The sequence below is a fragment of the Streptomyces sp. MNU76 genome (genome assembly GCF_020982545.1).
Lineage (GTDB): Bacteria > Actinomycetota > Actinomycetes > Streptomycetales > Streptomycetaceae > Streptomyces.
In genome coordinates, this window is sequence record NZ_JAJKLK010000005.1 from 165,866 (window position 1) to 183,137 (window position 17,272).

20 protein-coding genes are annotated in these 17,272 nt (G+C 69.7%); 4 read left to right on the plus strand and 16 right to left on the minus strand.

Annotation, left to right across the window (positions count from 1 at the left end; translation table 11 throughout):
- Positions 1-43 precede the first annotated feature (43 nt).
- Complete coding sequence (locus E4N62_RS47965) at positions 44-310, minus strand: DUF3618 domain-containing protein (RefSeq protein ID WP_268269386.1); 267 nt, start codon at positions 308-310, stop codon at positions 44-46.
- Entirely contained in the window at positions 307-768 is a 462-nt protein-coding gene (locus E4N62_RS14110) for a phage holin family protein (protein ID WP_374116986.1), read from the minus strand. The genes E4N62_RS47965 and E4N62_RS14110 overlap by 4 nt, the downstream gene beginning before the upstream one ends.
- A 266-nt stretch (positions 769-1,034) precedes the next feature.
- Between E4N62_RS14110 and dapA the strand changes: the two genes are divergently transcribed.
- The gene (dapA, locus tag E4N62_RS14115; protein WP_230214857.1) at positions 1,035-1,886 is read left to right on the plus strand and encodes a 4-hydroxy-tetrahydrodipicolinate synthase; all 852 of its coding nucleotides are present in this window, start codon (positions 1,035-1,037) and stop codon (positions 1,884-1,886) included.
- A 17-nt stretch (positions 1,887-1,903) separates the two neighbouring features.
- Here the strand turns inward: dapA and E4N62_RS14120 are convergent, their stop codons facing one another.
- The 6 genes from E4N62_RS14120 to E4N62_RS14145 form a co-directional block, all read right to left on the minus strand.
- Entirely contained in the window at positions 1,904-3,139 is a 1,236-nt protein-coding gene (locus E4N62_RS14120; protein WP_230214432.1) for a WD40 repeat domain-containing protein, read from the minus strand.
- Positions 3,136-3,693, minus strand: coding sequence for a SigE family RNA polymerase sigma factor (locus tag E4N62_RS14125; RefSeq protein ID WP_230214859.1), 558 nt, complete (start codon positions 3,691-3,693; stop codon positions 3,136-3,138). Before E4N62_RS14125 ends, E4N62_RS14120 begins: the two co-directional genes overlap by 4 nt.
- Before the next feature lie 189 nt (positions 3,694-3,882).
- Positions 3,883-4,107, minus strand: a complete 225-nt coding sequence (locus E4N62_RS14130) for a hypothetical protein (protein WP_184895576.1) — start codon at positions 4,105-4,107, stop codon at positions 3,883-3,885.
- A 104-nt stretch (positions 4,108-4,211) separates the two neighbouring features.
- Complete coding sequence (gene dapD, locus E4N62_RS14135; RefSeq protein WP_184895571.1) at positions 4,212-5,201, minus strand: 2,3,4,5-tetrahydropyridine-2,6-dicarboxylate N-succinyltransferase; 990 nt, start codon at positions 5,199-5,201, stop codon at positions 4,212-4,214.
- 503 nt (positions 5,202-5,704) lie between these two features.
- Entirely contained in the window at positions 5,705-6,241 is a 537-nt protein-coding gene (locus E4N62_RS14140) for a TetR/AcrR family transcriptional regulator (protein WP_230214433.1), read from the minus strand.
- Positions 6,241-6,561 carry a multidrug efflux SMR transporter gene (locus E4N62_RS14145; protein WP_184895565.1) on the minus strand — a complete coding sequence of 107 codons (321 nt, stop codon included), beginning with the start codon at positions 6,559-6,561 and terminating at the stop codon, positions 6,241-6,243. Before E4N62_RS14145 ends, E4N62_RS14140 begins: the two co-directional genes overlap by 1 nt.
- Before the next feature lie 630 nt (positions 6,562-7,191).
- On the opposite strand from E4N62_RS14145, the gene E4N62_RS14150 reads away from it, so the two are divergent.
- Together E4N62_RS14150 and E4N62_RS14155 are read left to right on the plus strand one after the other, a co-directional pair.
- The gene (locus E4N62_RS14150; protein WP_230214436.1) at positions 7,192-8,466 is read left to right on the plus strand and encodes an IS110 family transposase; all 1,275 of its coding nucleotides are present in this window, start codon (positions 7,192-7,194) and stop codon (positions 8,464-8,466) included.
- Positions 8,467-8,698: 232 nt separating this feature from the next.
- On the plus strand, positions 8,699-9,607 hold the full coding sequence (locus tag E4N62_RS14155) for an AbfB domain-containing protein (protein WP_230214438.1): 909 nt from the start codon (positions 8,699-8,701) through the stop codon (positions 9,605-9,607).
- Positions 9,608-9,677: 70 nt separating this feature from the next.
- Here the strand turns inward: E4N62_RS14155 and E4N62_RS14160 are convergent, their stop codons facing one another.
- The 8 genes from E4N62_RS14160 to E4N62_RS14195 form a co-directional block, all read right to left on the minus strand.
- Entirely contained in the window at positions 9,678-10,010 is a 333-nt protein-coding gene (locus tag E4N62_RS14160; RefSeq protein ID WP_020130530.1) for a metal-sulfur cluster assembly factor, read from the minus strand.
- Positions 10,007-10,477 carry a Fe-S cluster assembly sulfur transfer protein SufU gene (gene sufU, locus E4N62_RS14165; RefSeq protein ID WP_184895563.1) on the minus strand — a complete coding sequence of 157 codons (471 nt, stop codon included), beginning with the start codon at positions 10,475-10,477 and terminating at the stop codon, positions 10,007-10,009. The genes E4N62_RS14160 and sufU overlap by 4 nt, the downstream gene beginning before the upstream one ends.
- 16 nt (positions 10,478-10,493) lie before the next feature.
- Positions 10,494-11,750: a cysteine desulfurase gene (locus E4N62_RS14170; RefSeq protein WP_230214440.1), complete on the minus strand. Its 1,257-nt coding sequence runs from the start codon at positions 11,748-11,750 to the stop codon at positions 10,494-10,496.
- Positions 11,747-12,511, minus strand: coding sequence for a Fe-S cluster assembly ATPase SufC (gene sufC / locus E4N62_RS14175; protein WP_230214441.1), 765 nt, complete (start codon positions 12,509-12,511; stop codon positions 11,747-11,749). The genes E4N62_RS14170 and sufC overlap by 4 nt, the downstream gene beginning before the upstream one ends.
- Before the next feature lie 7 nt (positions 12,512-12,518).
- Complete coding sequence (locus E4N62_RS14180) at positions 12,519-12,836, minus strand: non-heme iron oxygenase ferredoxin subunit (RefSeq protein ID WP_048585098.1); 318 nt, start codon at positions 12,834-12,836, stop codon at positions 12,519-12,521.
- Positions 12,833-14,026, minus strand: coding sequence for a Fe-S cluster assembly protein SufD (gene sufD, locus E4N62_RS14185; protein WP_230214442.1), 1,194 nt, complete (start codon positions 14,024-14,026; stop codon positions 12,833-12,835). The genes E4N62_RS14180 and sufD overlap by 4 nt, the downstream gene beginning before the upstream one ends.
- Positions 14,027-14,114: 88 nt before the next feature.
- Complete coding sequence (sufB, locus tag E4N62_RS14190) at positions 14,115-15,539, minus strand: Fe-S cluster assembly protein SufB (RefSeq protein WP_184895554.1); 1,425 nt, start codon at positions 15,537-15,539, stop codon at positions 14,115-14,117.
- Positions 15,536-16,267 carry a metalloregulator ArsR/SmtB family transcription factor gene (locus E4N62_RS14195; protein ID WP_230214443.1) on the minus strand — a complete coding sequence of 244 codons (732 nt, stop codon included), beginning with the start codon at positions 16,265-16,267 and terminating at the stop codon, positions 15,536-15,538. The genes sufB and E4N62_RS14195 overlap by 4 nt, the downstream gene beginning before the upstream one ends.
- A 161-nt stretch (positions 16,268-16,428) precedes the next feature.
- Here E4N62_RS14195 and E4N62_RS14200 point away from each other — a divergent pair, with 161 nt between their 5' ends.
- A complete protein-coding gene (locus tag E4N62_RS14200; protein ID WP_230214444.1) occupies positions 16,429-17,262 on the plus strand; it encodes an aminoglycoside N(3)-acetyltransferase in 834 nt (277 codons plus the stop codon).
- Positions 17,263-17,272: the final 10 nt, after the last annotated feature.

Sequence of the window (17,272 nt, forward strand, 5' to 3'; positions counted from 1 at the left end):
TGCCGGGCGCCGTGGGTGCTGTGCGGGACTTTCGAAACACCCCCTAGTGATAGTGGCGCCAGGCCAGCACCCCCGCGGCGGCCACCGCGACGGTCGCGCCGCCCACCACCACCGCCTCCCGTGGCACCCGCTCCCACGCGGAGTGCACCCTCGCCTTCACATCGGCCTTGGCGGCCAGCTCCTCGACCGTGTCACCGAGCTGCGCCCGGGTCTGCTCGATCTGCCGCCGCAGTTCGTCGGGCCCCTTGGCGCCCACGGAACCATTGGTCGCGCCGCCGGAAGCACCGGCCGTACCGGATGCGTGCGTCATCGCCGGGCCCTCCCCTTGATCTCGTCCACGTCGGCCTTGACGCTGTCGAGCGCCAGCTCCGGCCGGGGAGGTGTGGCCCGCCGCAACTGCGCGCGCCCCATGGCGGCCAGTACACCGGCGATCACGAACAGCACGGCCATGACGATGAGCGCGGCGGCCCACACGTCCAGCACCAGCGACAGCGCCGCGACCCCCGCCGCAGCCAGAGTCATGAACCCCACGTAGGCGACGGCGCCGGCCGCGCCGAGGAGCCCACCGCCGCGCCCCGCGCGCCGTCCCTTCTCGGCCAGCTCCTCCTTCGCGAGGGCGACCTCCTGTCGTACGAGCAGGGAGAGCTGCTCGGTGGCCTGCCCCACCAGCTCGCCCACGGAGTGATGGTCGTGTTCCGCCGGCCCCGGACGCGCGGATCGCACAGAGCGCACGAATCGCGTGGGCCTGGTCTCGGTGGTCCCGGTCACGGTGTCGCCTCCTCACACATCGGGACGCCCCGAGTACCCCCACCGGCTCGCACTACCCCTGCGCTCACCAGCACATCCACCCGTAGACAGGCAGCAGACGCCCCTCTCCGTAGCAAGGCTTCCGCATATCTCGTAGGAGAATTAAGTGGAGCTTCACAATGAGCCCGCCGAGACTTACCCCCATGGCTCCCTTGACTCTCACAGCTCCCACGGCTCCTCCGACTCGCGTCCACCGCCCCACCCCCTTCGGCCGCGCCCTCTGCGCGATGGTGACCCCCTTCACGGCGTCCGGCGCGCTCGACCTGGACGGGGCCCAGCGGCTGGCCGACCGGCTGGTGCGGGAGGGGTGCGAGGGGCTGGTGCTGTCCGGTACGACGGGCGAGTCGCCGACGACGACGGACACGGAGAAGGCGGAGCTGATCCGCGCGGTGCGTGCGGCGGTCGGCGAGCGGGCCGCGATCGTGGCCGGGGTGGGCACCGCCGACACCCGGCACACGGTGGAGCTGGCGCTGGCGGCCGAGAAGGCGGGCGCGGACGGCCTGCTGGCGGTCACGCCGTACTACAGCAGGCCCCCGCAGGACGCCGTGGAGGCCCACTTCCGCGAGCTCGCCGAGGCCACGGGGCTGCCCGTGGCCCTGTACGACATCCCCGGCCGCACCGGTACCCGCATCGAACCGGAGACCATGATCCGGCTCGCGGACCACCCCCGGATCGTGGCGGTGAAGGACTGCGCGTACGACCTCCTCGGCACCCAGAAGGTGCTGGCCGAGACGGGGCTCGCGTACTACACCGGCTGCGACGAGTACGTCCTCGCGCTCTACGCGGTCGGCGGGTCCGGTTACGTGGGGACGGTCGCGAACGCGGTGCCGCGCCACTTCCGCTCGATCCTCGACGCGTTCGACGCCGGAGACACGGTCGAGGCGGCCCGCCTCCAGCGGCTGGCCGTCCCGCTCACCGAGCTGATGATGGCCTCCGGCCTGCCCGGCTCCGTCACGGCGAAGGCACTCCTCGGCCGACTCGGTCTCCCGTCCGGCCCGGTCCGCGCACCACTGCGGCCCGCCGGTCAGGAGATGACCGACGGACTGCTGGCCGCGTACGAACGGCTGGTGAGCACCTGAGATCCGACGCCGGTCGGTCAGCGGGTGGCGAAGACCGGGTTCCAGCGCCCGGGAGCCCCGTCGTTGCCCTTGCGGGCGCCGCTGAGCGGAATCGTCCTTTCGCTGCCGATGGTGACGAGGACCAGACCGTTGTGGAACTCGTTGCTGCCGTCGGCCGCGATGTCCCAGGCGATGAGCCGCTCGTTGTCGACCCAGGCGAGCAGCTGCTGACCGCGGACCTTGTGGAGCCGCTTGCCGGTGCGGGGGTCGAGGATCTCGGAGGCGGTGGTCTTGGCGCCGCCCGCGAAACCACCGGCGGCGAGCTTGCCGTTCGGGGAGAGCCGCGCCTCCACCGACCAGGTCAGGTACTTCTCGTCGGCCGGCTTGGCGACCTTGTCACCCTTCAGGTCGTAGTACTGGTCGTGCGGCTCCATGCTGAGCCCGGAGCGGACCAGCTTGCCGTCACCGCTGAAGGAGAAGTCCTGACGGGAATTGACGAAGAACAACTCCTCCTCCTTCTCCTGCGGAACCGCGCTCCACTCGCTGCTGCCGGAGCCGACGTCGACGATGTAGAAGCCGGTCCGGTACGACTCGGAGTGCAACGGCATGTAGTCGTTCTTCTTGCCGTCCCCGTCGGCGTCGTTGGCCGCCTTGGTCAGCACGTCGGGGTTCTTGCTGTAGGTGGTGGCGACGAGCCTGGTGCCGTCGGACGAGAACTCGACGCTCGCCACGCCCCGGTCCACCGGGATCCAGCGCTCGACCTCGCCGGTGAGCAGGTCGAGCAGCCCGATCCGCTTGGCGGGGAGTTCCGTCTCCAGGACGGCGGCGCTTCGCATGCCGGGGGCGACCGCGACCATGGACCAGCGGGAATCCGCGACGTACTTGCCGGTCTTCTGGTCGAGGATCGAGTAGGAACGCTTCCCGACGGCGGTGTCCTTCTTCTTGTCGATCACGGTGTCCCAGGTCCAGTACGCGGCCAGCGCCACGTCCCCCGCCGCGATCAGGTCGCGCGGTGGCGACTGGTCGGGGTGGGCGATGATGTCGCTCTTGTTCACCTCGGTGGCGAGCCGTACCTGGTCCTTGCCGGAGTCCAGCAGGGGCACGGCCACCGCGACGGCGACCACGGCGGCGGTGGCCGCGGCGACGGTCGCGAACCTGCGGGTCCGGCGGCGGCGCCGGACGGTCAGCACTCGCTCGGCGAAGTCCACCGCCAGGGGCGGCTGTTCGGCGGCCTGCTCGCGCAGCGAGTCGCGCACCAGTTCATCGACGTTCACGGACGCACCTCCACGGGCGAGAAGTCACGGGACGGCTGCTGCTCGGCCGCGGCGTGTCCGAGCGCGGCCAGTTCGGGCGCGAGTTCGCGCAGTCGGGCGAGCGAGCGGTGGGTCGTGGACCGTACGGTCCCCACGGAGCACCCGAGGATCCGGGCCACCTCACCCTCCGGCAGGTCCTCGAAGTAGCGGAGCACCAGCACGGTCCGCTGGCGGGCGGTCAGCCGGGCCAGCGCCCCGCGCATCACCAGCCGCAGCTCCACACCGGCCACGCCGTCGACACCGCCGCCGCTCTCGGGCGGCTCGGCGACGGTCAGCTCGCGCCGCCGCCATTTCAGCCGCCAGCGGCTGACCTGCTGCCGGTAGAGGATCTGCCGTACGTACGCCTCCGGCTCGTCGATCCGGTGCCAGCGCCCGGCCGCCTTGATCAGCGCGTTCTGCAACAGGTCCTCGGCGGCGTGCCGGTCCCCGCCGCTCAGCAGCACGGCCGTCTTCAGCAGCGCCGACGACCGCCCGGCCACGAACTCCCGGAAACTCTCCTGCCCCGCGGCATCCATCGTCACCTTCTCTTCCCCCGGCGGTCCCTGTGTCCGCCCTGTGCCCCTTGAGACGCGCCGTCCCGCCCGCCGCTATGCCGGGCCGGCGAAGAAAAGTACCGGGGAACGGCTCGGGGCCCGTACGCGCGTGAACGCGTACGGGCCCCGGACCCTGTGACGGCAAGCCGTGCCGGCCGTACCGGCGGGCGATCAGCCCCAGCGGTACCCGTCGCCGAACAGCAGGGTGTGCTCCAGCACGTCCTCCATGGGGTCGTCGACCTGCCCGACGTTGACGAGTCCGATCCGGGGACCGTTGTGCGAGGCATGGTTGGTCTCGTCGGCGTGCGCGGCGCCGGCCGACACCCCGCACACCAGCACCGCGGCCAGCCCTGCCATGACCACTCGCGCCACGGTCCTCGCCCGGTCGTTCCTCATCCCTCGGCCCCTCATCTCATCGGTTCGGCGATTCATCGGACACTGCGTCCGACAGTTCATCTGCCTACACCGCACGAAGGTCACGCCGAGCAACCCTTACGGGGTCAGTTGTGGCTGTGCAGGATCTCGTTCAGGCCGCCCCAGACCGCGTTGTTCGGGCGGGCCTCGACCGTACCGGTGACCGAGTTGCGGCGGAAGAGGATGTTCGAGGCGCCGGAGAGTTCGCGGGCCTTGACGACCTGGCCGTCGGGCATGGTGACGCGGGTGCCGGCGGTGACGTAGAGGCCGGCCTCGACGACGCACTCGTCGCCCAGCGCGATGCCGACGCCCGCCTCGGCGCCGACCAGGCAGCGCTCGCCGATGGAGATGATGACGTTGCCGCCGCCGGAGAGCGTGCCCATGGTGGAGGCGCCGCCGCCGATGTCCGAGCCGTCGCCGACGACGACACCGGCGGAGATCCGGCCCTCGACCATCGACGTGCCGAGGGTGCCCGCGTTGAAGTTGACGAAGCCCTCGTGCATGACCGTGGTGCCCTCGGCGAGGTGCGCGCCGAGCCGGACGCGGTCGGCGTCGGCGATCCGGACGCCCTTGGGGGCCACGTAGTCCGTCATCCGCGGGAACTTGTCCACCGACGTGACCTGGAGGTGCAGACCCTCGGCACGGGCGTTGAGGCGCACCTTCTCCAGCTCGTCCACGGCGACCGGGCCGAGCGAGGTCCAGGCGACGTTGGCGAGGAGGCCGAAGATGCCGTCCAGGCTCTGGCCGTGCGGCTTGACCAGGCGGTGGGAGAGCAGGTGGAGGCGCAGGTATGCGTCGTGCGTGTCGATCGGCTTCTCGTCGAGCGAGGAGATGACCGTGCGGACCGCGACGACCTCGACACCGCGGCGCGTGTCCTGCCCGATCGCGGCGGTCGCGCCACCGCCCAGCAGTTCCGCGGCGCGCTCGGCGGTCAGCCGCTCGGTGCCGGAGGGGCCCGGCTCGGCGGCGAGCTCGGGCGCGGGGAACCAGGTGTCGAGGACGGTGCCGTCGGCGGCGATCGTGGCGAGGCCGGCGGCCACGGCGCCGGTGGTACGAGGTGCAGTCGTGTCGGTCATGAGGGCAACCTAACCGCCCGGGGCGCATCCGGGCCAACCCGCGCCGGGGACGTCTCAGGGGCCGGGCACTTTACGGACATACGGGGTCGGCCCGCCCAGCCTGCGGGACGGCCCGCCCACCCCGTGGGACGGGCCGCCCGGCCCCAGGCGGCGAAGTCCTCGATGTGCTGCGTACCGCGAACGTGCTGCGTACCGCGAACGCCGTACGTCTCCGGTCGTTCAACCAGCGCCGTGGCCGTCCCCTGGCTCAGCGCTGGCGCGGCACCCCGCGAGGCTTAGCCCCAGGGGCGGCTGGACGTCGGCGTCGAGGAGGGAGGCGATCTCGGCGGCGCCCGCCCCGCCTCACGTCCGCCTCGCCTCGCTCCCGCCCTGCCGCCCGCCGTTCCGCCCACCCATGGCGGTGGTCCGCTCACCAGGTTCTCCCCCCGCTCGTCACAACCGCTCTTCTTGGCCGGCTTTCGTGTCACCTCCTGTTCGCCGATGGGCCGGAAGAGGTTCGCGGTTCAGGGAATCACCCGCGCCAGCGCCTCCCGCGCGTACTCCTCGTCGTAGGGCGCCCCGGTCAGCAGGACCTGGAGGCAGATGCCGTCGACGAGGGCGACGAGGGCCCGCGCGGTGACCGGGTCGGTGCGCTCGGCGAGGCATTCGGCGAAGCCCCGGCCCCACTCGTCGGCGACGGGCCGGAGGGCGGGGCGGCGCAGGGCGGCGAGGTAGAGCTCGTACTCCACCTCCAGGCCCGTACGGTCGCCGGCGAACCATTCGCCGCCCAGCGCGGCCAGTTCGGCGGCGAGGTCGGTGCCGGGGTCCCGCAGGGCCTCGCGCGCGGCGACGGCCTTCGCGTACCGCTCGTTGGCCTGTCGCAGCGCGGCGACCATGAGGTCGTCGAGGGTCTTGAAGTGGTACGTCGTCGAACCGAGCGGGACGTCCGCCTCGGCGGCCACGGAGCGATGGCTCAGCCCGGCGATGCCCTTCTCCCCCACGACCCGGATCGCCGCGTCGATGATCCGCTGCCGCCGCTCGGGGTCGTAGCGCCGGGCCATCAGTGGGCGCCTCCCAGGTTCAGCACCACGACCCCCGCGATGATCAGCACGATCCCGGAGATCTTGGCGAAGCTCAACGCCTCCCCGAAGAGCACCAGTCCGAGGGCGGCGACCGTCGCGGTGCCGACGCCGGACCAGATCGCGTACGCGGTGCCGATCGACATCGACTTCAGCGCCTGGGCGAGCAGGACGAAGGAGATGAGGTACCCCACCCCGGTCACCAGGGAGGGCCACAGCTTGCTGAAGCCCTCGCTGTACTTCATGGCGGTGGTGGCGGCCACTTCGGCGGCTATGGCCGCGGCGAGCAACAGATATCCCATGTGTACGATCGTACACATGATGCGTACGCCTGTACACATCATGCGGCACAGGCGCGCTTATGGGCGGAATTGACCGCCGCGCAGGCCCAAGAGGCCCTAATCCGTTGCTAAGGGCGTTCCGAGGAAGCGGTTGGCTCCCGGGATGTTCGAGTGCCGGACCGTGACACCTCGTGGCTGCCGGGCGGGCAACGCCTCGCTTTAGACAGCGTGCGCGGTCCTGGTGCTCATCGTGGTGGCGGTCGCGTGGGCGCCGTATGGATGCCCCAAGAGGCCCTGGCGTGTGATGCCTCAAGGCAGAGCGGCGACATGCGGTGCAGCGGGGCCGCCACCACCGTCGACGGGCGCTGGTGCTCGTCGGCACTGGACGGACGCCTGTGCGGTCTGGGCCTTGATGCCTCCAGCCAGAGCGGCGCCGTCCAGGGCCGTCGAGCGTCAACACCGATTCTTGATCACTCGTTGGTGTTGGTGGTGCGAGCCTGCCGCACGGTGACCTCTTGATACGCCCGAGCCGTCCGAGCTCCCGCGCAGACCGAGGCCCGTGGGGTGCACTGGTGCCACGAACGGCTAGTGAGGTGGAGGCACATCCGCAGGACGGTTGATGCCTGGGATTAGGTCGCTCGCGTGGCCCGCATGCGCTCGTCACCAGCGCAAACACCTGCACATCGGGGAGGGACAACCTTGATCTACTGCGGAATCGACTGGGCGGAACGAACCCACGACGTCGCCCTGGTAAACGATGCCGGGGCGCTGGTGGCCAAGCGGCACATCACCGACGACGCGGCCGGCTACAAACTGCTGCTGGACCTGCTCGCCGAGCACGGCGACACCGAGGAGAACCCGATCCCCGTGGCGATCGAGACCTCCCGCGGCCTGCTGGTTGCCGTGCTGCGAACCGGCAAACGCAAGGTGTTCGCGATCAACCCGCTGGCCGCCGCCCGCTACCGCGACCGGCACTCCGTCTCCCGCAAGAAGTCCGACCCCGGCGACGCACTCGTGCTCGCGAACATCCTGCGCACCGACATGCACGCCCACCGGCCGCTGCCGGGCGACTCCGAACTCGGACGCGCTATCGCCGTCCTGGCCCGCGCCCAGCAGGACGCGCTGTGGAACCGACAACAGATCGCCAACCAGCTCCGCTCCCTGCTGCGCGAGTACTACCCCGCCGCCCTGGAAGCCTTCGCCACCTGGACCAACGGCCTGTGCCGCCCCGAAGCCCGCGAACTCCTCAAGGCCGCACCGACTCCCTCCCGGGCCGCGCGGCTGACCCGCACCCAGCTCCAGGCCGCCCTTAAACGAGCAGGCCGCAAGCGCGGCATCGAGGCTGAGGCCGACCGCGTCCGCGAGGTCTTCCGCGCCGAGTGGGCCCACCAGCCGCCGCTGGTCGAGAACGCGCTCGGCAAGCAGATGCTCGCCCTCCTTCTCCAGCTGGAAGCCGCCTGCACCGCCGCCGACCAGCTCGCCGAGGCGGTGGAAGAGGCGTTCCCTCAGCATCCGGACGCTGAGATCCTGCTGAGCTTCCCCGGGCTCGGTATCCAGCTCGCCGCCCGGATCCTGGCTGAGATCGGGGACGACCACAGCCGCTTCGCCGACGCCCGCGGCCTGAAGGCATACGCCGGCTCCTCGCCCATCACCAGGGCCTCCGGCAAGAAGTCGTCCATCACACGGCGGTGGGTGAAGAACGACCGGCTCAATCACGCCGGCTACCTCTGGGCCTTCGCCTCACTCCGGACATCCGCCGGAGCCAACGCCCACTGCCGGCGACGACGCGAGCACGGCGACTGGCACGCCGCCGCCCAGCGCAACCTCTTCAACCGCATGATCGGCCAGCTCTACCACTGCCTACAACACCGCCAGCTGTTCGACGAACACACCGCGTTCCCCACCGAACTCGCCGCCGCAGCTTGACGCGTTGGCATCGTGAGGTGTCTGCATTCGGGGCCGTTCTGTTATGGAAGCGCTCTCGGAAAGGGCTCCCCGCACGCCCCATGGTCCACTACTGTTTCAACGGTCAATCTCCCGATTGTGTGACGACCGCCAGGGTTTGCATACACGGGTGACACGTACCACCCTCCCTGATCCGCATGACGATTCGCGTCCGCCTTTGGCGACGCCGAAGGAACCGCGCATGCCGCCAAAAATGCCCGGACCTGATCCGGACCAGACCACGCCCAACCTTCCGGTGCTCAGATCCGCGAAGGTGTGGGAGACGGGTGTCGCCCCGAACGACACCCGAATACCGGGCACGCGCCGCCTCTGGCTGGCCGGCGCCCTGGCCCTCGCCGTCGTGTCGTCGTGCGTCACCGCGATCACCCTCCAGGGCAGCGGACCTGACGACGCGTCGGAGAAGAACGGGCGCACCACGGCCGCCGACGACCGGGTGCTCCCCGGCCTCTCGCTGCCGCCCACGTCGCCCCCCGCGACCTCGGCACCGGACGGCAAGAGCGGTCTGTCGGAGCCGCAGGGTTCCGGGGCCGACGCGAAGAACGGTGAGGGCAAGGGCAAGGACGCCGACGGCTCCAAGGGTTCCGACGCGTCCGACGACAAGCAGCAGGGCGGCGCGAAGCCGACCACCGAGCCGTCGAAGTCGCCCGCGCCCACGAAGAAGCCGCCGTCCACGTCGACCACGCGCAAGTCCGTACGGTCCGTCAACTACCCGGACCGCTACTGGCATCTGCGCGACGGTGTGATCCAGCTGGACCAGGTGAGTTCCCGCAGCGGCAGCGAGACCAAGGAGGACTCCTCCTTCAAGGTCGTCCCCGGCCTCGCGAACTCCTCCTGCTACTCGTTCCGCATGGCCGACGGCCGCTACGTGCGCCACCAGAACTTCGTGCTCCGCGTGTCCGGCAACGACGGCTCCCGCCTCTTCCAGCAGGACGCCACCTTCTGCCCCCGCTCCGGCTACTCGGGTTCGATCCTGCTGGAGTCGGTGAACTACCCCGGCTACTTCGTCCGCCACCGCAACTACCAGCTCCGCCTGGAACGCGCCGAACACAGCGGCTCCTTCTACGCGGACGCCACGTTCAGCCTGGTGAAGGGCTTCTCCTGACCGGAGGACACCACCGCGGACATGGGTGTGGCCCCCGGCGATTCGCCGGGGGCCACACCCATGTCACATCTCAGACGTTGAACCCGAGCGCCCGAAGCTGCTCACGGCCGTCGTCGGTGATCTTGTCGGGGCCCCACGGGGGCATCCAGACCCAGTTGATGCGCAGCTCGTTGACGAGGCCGTCCGTGGCGGACTTGGCCTGGTCCTCGATGACGTCCGTCAGCGGACAGGCCGCCGAGGTCAGCGTCATGTCGATCGTCGCGATGTTCGCGTCGTCGATGTGGATGCCGTAGATCAGGCCGAGGTTGACGACGTCGATGCCGAGTTCGGGGTCGACGACGTCGTACAGGGCCTCGCGGACCTCCTCCTCGGAGGCCGGCTTCATCTCCAGGGTCTCGCTCATGCCGTCTTCCTTTCGACGTCGGCGTCGGCGCCCAGCGCCTGGGCCGTCGCGTCCTTCCACGCCATCCAGCTGAGGAGGGCGCACTTGACCCGGGCGGGGTACTTGGAGACACCGGCGAACGCGACCGCGTCCTCCAGCACCTCCTCCATCGCGTCGTCCGGCTCGATCTTCCCCTTGGACTGCATCAGCTCCAGGAAGGTCTCCTGGATCTTCCGCGCGTCGTCAAGGTCCTTGCCGACGAGGAGGTCGTTCAGCACGGAGGCCGAGGCCTGGCTGATCGAACAGCCCTGGCCCTCGTACGACACGTCCTCGATGGTCGTACCGTCGTACTTCACTCGCAGGGTGATCTCGTCGCCGCACGTCGGGTTCACGTGGTGTACCTCGGCGTCACCGTCCCGCAAGCCCCGCCCGTGGGGGTGCTTGTAGTGGTCCAGGATGACTTCCTGGTACATCGAGTCCAGCTTCATGCGATCGCTCGTCCCCTCAGCCGAAGAAGTTCCGTACGTGCTCCAGGCCGTCGACCAGGGCGTCGATCTCGGCCGGTGTGGAGTACAGATAGAACGACGCTCGGGTGGTCGCGGGAATTCCGTACCGCAGGCAGACCGGACGGGCGCAGTGGTGGCCGACCCGGACGGCGATGCCCTGCTCGTCGAGCACCTGGCCCACGTCGTGCGGGTGGATGTCGCCGAGGGTGAAGGAGATCGCCGCGCCCCGGTCCTCGGCCGTGGCGGGGCCGATGATCCTGAGGTCCGGAACCTCCGTCAGCCGCTTCACCGCGTACTCGGTGATCGCGTGCTCATGGGCGAGGATCTTGTCCATGCCGATGGAGTTCAGGTAGTCGATCGCCGCGCCGAGGCCGACCGCCTGCGCGATCGGCGGGGTGCCCGCCTCGAACTTGTGCGGGGCGGGAGCGTACGTCGACGAGTGCATCGACACCGTCTCGATCATCTCGCCGCCGCCGAGGAACGGAGGCAGGTCCTCCAGCAGCTCCTGGCGGCCCCAGAGCACGCCGATGCCCGTCGGACCGCACATCTTGTGGCCGGTGAAGGCCACGAAGTCGGCCTGGAGCGCCTGCACGTCCAGCGGCATGTGCGGCGCGGCCTGCGAGGCGTCGATGCAGACCAGGGCACCGACCTCCTGCGCCCGGCGCACTATCGCCTCGACGGGGTTCACGGTGCCGAGGATGTTGGAGACCAGCACGAAGGAGACGATCTTCGTCTTCTCGGTGATGATCTCGTCGATGTTGGAGAGGTCGAGTCGGCCGTCGTCGGTCAGCCCGAACCACTTCAGCTTCGCGCCCGTGCGCTGCGAGAGCAGCTGCCACGGCACGATGTTGGAGTGGTGCTCCATCTCCGTGATGACGATCTCGGTCTCGGAGTCCACCCGGTAGGGCTCGTCGGCCCAGCCCAGCATGTTCGCCACGAGGTTCAGCGACTCGGAGGCGTTCTTGGTGAAGATCACCTCGTCGCGGCTGGGCGCGTTGATGAAGGACGCGACCTTGTCCCGCGCGCCCTCGTACAGCGCCGTGGCCTCCTCGGCGAGCACATGCACACCGCGGTGGACGTTGGCGTTGTAGCGCTCGTAGTACTCGCTCAGGGCGTCCAGCACCTGGCGCGGCTTCTGCGAGGTCGCCGCGTTGTCCAGGTACACGAGCTTCCGGCCGTCGTGGACCTGACGGTCCAGGATGGGGAAGTCCTTGCGGATCGCCTCGGTGTCGAGGAGGCCCGGCAGCTGTGTCACGCGGATGCGCCACCCTTCGTGTATGCCTCGTAGCCCTCGTTCTCCAGCTTGTCGGCGAGCTCGGGGCCGCCGGACTCCACGATCTTGCCGTTCGCGAAGACGTGCACGTGGTCGGGCTTGATGTAGCGCAGGATGCGCGTGTAGTGGGTGATCAGCAGGGTGCCGACCTCGCCGCTCTCGCGGACGCGGTTGACGCCCTCGGAGACGACCCGGAGCGCGTCGACGTCCAGACCGGAGTCCGTCTCGTCGAGGATCGCGACCTTCGGCTTGAGCAGCTCCAGCTGGAGGATCTCGTGGCGCTTCTTCTCACCGCCGGAGAAGCCCTCGTTGACGTTGCGCTCGGCGAAGGAGGGGTCCATGTTGAGGCGCTGCATGGCCTCCTTGACCTCCTTCACCCAGGTGCGCAGCTTCGGGGCCTCGCCGCGGATGGCGGTGGCGGAGGTCCGCAGGAAGTTCGACACGGACACGCCCGGGACCTCGACCGGGTACTGCATCGCCAGGAACAGGCCCGCGCGGGCGCGCTCGTCGACGGACATCTCCAGGACGTCCTCGCCGTCGAGCAGCACGGTGCCGCCGGTGATCGTGTACTTCGGGTGACCCGCGAGCGAGTAGGCGAGGGTCGACTTGCCGGAGCCGTTGGGGCCCATGATGGCGTGCGTCTCGCCCTGCTTCACGGTGAGGTCGACGCCCTTGAGGATCTCCTTCGTGGCGTTGTCGGCCTCGACGGTGACGTGCAGGTCTCGGATTTCAAGCGTTGCCATGGGTGCCTCAGGACTCCTGGGTGAGGGAGACGAGCACGTCGTCCCCTTCGATCTTTACGGGGTATACGGGGACGGGGCGCGTCGCGGGAAGGCCGGACGGCTTGCCGGTGCGGAGGTCGAAGCTGGAGCCGTGCAGCCAGCACTCGATCTGGCAGTCCTCCACCTCGCCCTCGGAGAGCGAGACGTTCGCGTGGGAGCAGATGTCATGGATGGCGAACACCTCCCCCTCGGTCTGTACGACCGAGACCGGCGTGCCGTCGAGTTCCACCCGCTTCGGGGTGTCCTCCTCCAGCTCGCTCAGTCCGCAAGCGCGTACGAAGGTCATCGGCCTGATCCAGACACGGTCTCCAGCTCCTCGTCGATCTTCGCAAGGAGACGCTCCTCGATGTCGTCGACACCGATCTGCTGGACCAGTTCGGCGAAGAAGCCGCGGACGACGAGACGGCGGGCCTCGTCGGCCGGGATGCCTCGGGCCATCAGGTAGAAGAGCTGCTCGTCGTCGAAGCGGCCGGTCGCCGAGGCGTGGCCGGCGCCGACGATCTCGCCGGTCTCGATCTCCAGGTTGGGCACGGAGTCGACCCGGGCGCCGTCCGTGAGGACGAGGTTCCGGTTCATCTCGTAGGTGTCGGTGCCCTCGGCCTTGGCCTCGATCAGCACGTCGCCGATCCAGACCGCGTGGGCGCCGTCGCCCTGGAGCGCGCCCTTGTAGACCACGTTCGACTTGCAGTGCGGGGTGTTGTGGTCGACCAGGAGGCGGTGCTCCTGGTGCTGCCCCTTGTCGGTGAAGTAGAGCCCGAACAGCTCGGCCTCGCCGCCGGTGCCGGCGTAGGCGACCCGGGGGTGGAGACGGACGACGTCGCCACCGAAGGTCACCACGACGGACTTGAAGCTCGCGTCCCGGCCGATGAGGGCGTTGTGCTGGGCGACGTACACGGCCTTGTCGTCCCAGTCCTGCACCGAGACGACGGTCAGCTTGGCGCCGTCGCCCAGGACGTAGTCGACGTTGGCGGCGAGCACCGCGTCACCGGTGTGGTCGATGACGACGACGGCCTCGGCGAAGGCACCCAGCTCGATCACCTGGTGGGCGAAGGCGGTGCCGCCCTCACCGTGCACGGCGATCCGGATCGGCTCGGCGAGCACCGTCTCCTTGGGGACGGTGATGACGCCGGCCTTCTCGAACGCCGAGTAGGCCTGGGCGGCGACGCGGTCCACCGGGGTGCCGGCCCTGCCGAGGCGGGCGTCGTCGCGGCCGACGGCCTCGACGGTGACGCCCTCGGGGGCCTGGACGTCGACCTTCAGGCCGTCGCCGGTGGCGACGGCGGTGCCGTCGTGCAGCCCGCGCAGGCGCTCCAGCGGGGTGAACCGCCACTCCTCCTCGCGGCCGTGCGGCACGGGGAAGTCCGCCACGTCGAAGGACGGGGGCGCGCTCATGCGCGTGGCGACGGTCGACTCCGCGGCCACCGCGATCGAGCCGGCGGTGGTGGAGCCCACCGGAATGTTCTGAGCCTCAGCCATGGCTGTCGGTCTGCTCTCTTCCTACGTTTTCGATCTTCGGCCCGCCCCGGAGAGGCGGGCCGCCTGCTGCTTGACCGGAGGGCGGTGCTTAGCCGACCGCGCCTTCCATCTGCAGCTCGATCAGCCGGTTGAGCTCCAGCGCGTACTCCATCGGCAGCTCCTTCGCGATCGGCTCGACGAAGCCGCGCACGATCATCGCCATCGCCTCGAACTCGCTGAGGCCACGGCTCATCAGGTAGAAGAGCTGGTCCTCGGAGACCTTGGAGACGGTCGCCTCGTGGCCCATGGACACGTCGTCCTCGCGGACGTCGACGTACGGGTACGTGTCCGAGCGGGAGATGGTGTCGACGAGCAGCGCGTCGCACAGCACGTTCGACTTGGATCCGGCGGCGCCCTCACCGATCTCGACGAGACCGCGGTAGGACGTGCGGCCGCCGCCGCGTGCCACCGACTTCGAGACGATGTTGGAGGAGGTGTTCGGCGCCATGTGGACCATCTTGGAGCCGGCGTCCTGGTGCTGGCCCTCGCCCGCGAAGGCGATGGAGAGGGTCTCGCCCTTGGCGTGCTCGCCCATCAGGTAGACGGCCGGGTACTTCATGGTGACCTTGGAGCCGATGTTGCCGTCGATCCACTCCATGGTCGCGCCCTCGTACGCCACGGCGCGCTTGGTGACCAGGTTGTAGACGTTGTTCGACCAGTTCTGGATGGTCGTGTAGCGGCAGCGGGCGCCCTTCTTCACGATGATCTCGACGACCGCGGAGTGCAGGGAGTCCGACTTGTAGATCGGGGCCGTACAACCCTCGACGTAGTGGACGTAGGCGTCCTCGTCGACGATGATCAGCGTCCGCTCGAACTGGCCCATGTTCTCCGTGTTGATACGGAAGTAGGCCTGGAGCGGGATCTCCACGTGCACGCCCTTCGGCACGTAGATGAAGGAGCCGCCGGACCACACCGCGGTGTTCAGCGACGCGAACTTGTTGTCGCCGACCGGGATGACGGTGCCGAAGTACTCCTTGAAGAGCTCGGGGTGCTCCTTCAGGGCGGTGTCGGTGTCGAGGAAGATGACGCCCTGCTCCTCCAGGTCCTCGCGGATCTGGTGGTAGACGACCTCGGACTCGTACTGGGCCGCGACACCGGCGACGAGGCGCTGCTTCTCCGCCTCGGGGATGCCGAGCTTGTCGTACGTGTTCTTGATGTCCTCGGGCAGGTCCTCCCAGGACTCCGCCTGCTTCTCCGTGGAGCGCACGAAGTACTTGATGTTGTCGAAGTCGATGCCCGACAGGTCCGAGCCCCAGTTCGGCATGGGCTTCTTCTCGAACAGGCGCAGGCCCTTGAGGCGGAGCTTGGTCATCCACTCCGGCTCGTTCTTCTTGGCGGAGATGTCCCGGACGACGTCCTCGTTGATGCCACGCTTGGCAGAGGCGCCGGCCTCGTCGGAGTCCGCCCAGCCGTATTCGTACTTACCCAGGCCCTCGAGCTCGGGGTGGGCTGTCTCCTCGATGGGGAGAGTCATGCGGGGTTCCTCCCGGCCGTGCTTGCGGATGCGTTGGTGGCTGTCTTGGAAATTCTGGGGATGAACGTCGTGCAGACGCCGTCGCCGTGGGCGATGGTGGCCAGCCGCTGGACGTGTGTACCGAGCAGTTCGGCGAAGAGCTCGGTCTCGGCCTCGCAGAGCTGCGGGAACTGCTCGGCCACATGGGCCACCGGGCAGTGGTGCTGGCAGAGCTGCTCGCCCTGGTGGGGGTGGGGGGCACTGCGTGCCGTAGCAGCGTACCCGTCGGCGCTCAAGGCCTTGGCCAGGGCTTCGGTCTTCTCATCGGGGTCCGCGGCCTCGACGGCCCTGCGGTAGGCCCCGGCCTGGGCGGCGACCCGGGCGCGGGCGAAAGCGGCGACCGCCTGCTCCCCGCCCTCCTGGTCGGCGATCCAGCGGAGCGCGTCGGCGGCGAGCTTGTCGTACGACTGGTCGAAGGCGTCCCGTCCGCAGTCCGTCAGGGCGAACACCTTGGCCGGGCGCCCGCGCGTACGCGTGCCGTAGACGCGCTGTTCACGGGGCTGTACGACGTCGTCGGAGACCAGGGCGTCGAGGTGTCGGCGGACAGCCGCCTGGGTCAGCCCCAGACGCCCGGCGAGGTCGGCCACGGTGGACGGGCCATGGGACAGGATGGACCGCGCGACCCGGTTGCGGGTGGACCGCTCACCGGTCGCGAGTTCCTCCTGCGGAGCCTCACCGACGTTTTTCACAACGCCATTGTTGCGTAATTCCTCAGAGCTGGGCAAGCCGCGTCCGTCCGGACGGGCGGTGCCGTGCATCACTTAGGCATACCTAAGCTGACCTGGGGAAACGATCACTGATCGATCAAACAGGTGGCGCCCCCGAAGCCGCTCGGGAAGACTGCCACACCATGTCGACAACCCCTCCCACCGGCCCTCTTGTCACCCGCGCCGGCTTGGCGGCGGACCTGCGCGCTGCCGGTGTCGAGCTCGGCGAGACCCTCCTCGTGCACTCCTCGCTCAGCTCACTCGGCTGGGTCTGCGGAGGCCCCGTGACGGTGGTGCACGCGCTGCTCGACGCTCTTGGACCGGACGGCACCCTGGTCGTCCCCAGCCAGTCCGGCGACCTCTCGGACCCCGCGCTCTGGGGGCGTCCGCCGGTGCCCGAGGAGTGGTGGGAGACCATCCGCGCGACCATGCCCGGCTACGACCCGGCGACCACCCCCACCCGCGGGGTCGGGGTGATCCCGGAGACGGTAAGGACCTGGCCGGGCGCCCTGCGCAGCGCGCACCCGCAGACCTCCTTCGCGGCGATCGGCCCGGGCGCGGCGGCGATCCTCGCGGACCACGCCCCCGACTGCCGGCTGGGCGAGCGCAGCCCCCTGGCCCGGCTGGAGGCGGCGGGCGCCCGGGTGCTGCTGCTCGGCGCGGGCTACGACTCCTGCACCTGCTTCCACCTGGCCGAGTACCGGATCCCCGCACCCGTGGTCGAGGTCGGCCGGCCGGGACCGGACGGCTGGGAGGTGGTGACCGAGGTGTCCATCGACTCGGACCGCTTCGACGAGCTCGGGTACGACTTCGAACGCGACCGCGGCATCCGCCGGACCAGGGTGGGCGGGGCGGACGTACGTCTGTTCCCGGTGGTGGACGCCGTGGCGTACGCCGAGCGCTGGCTCCCCGTGCACCGTCCCCGGGAGGAGGAGATCTCCGGACCCGCCCGTCTCGGCACCCGGCCGCGTACCTAGACTCGGGCCC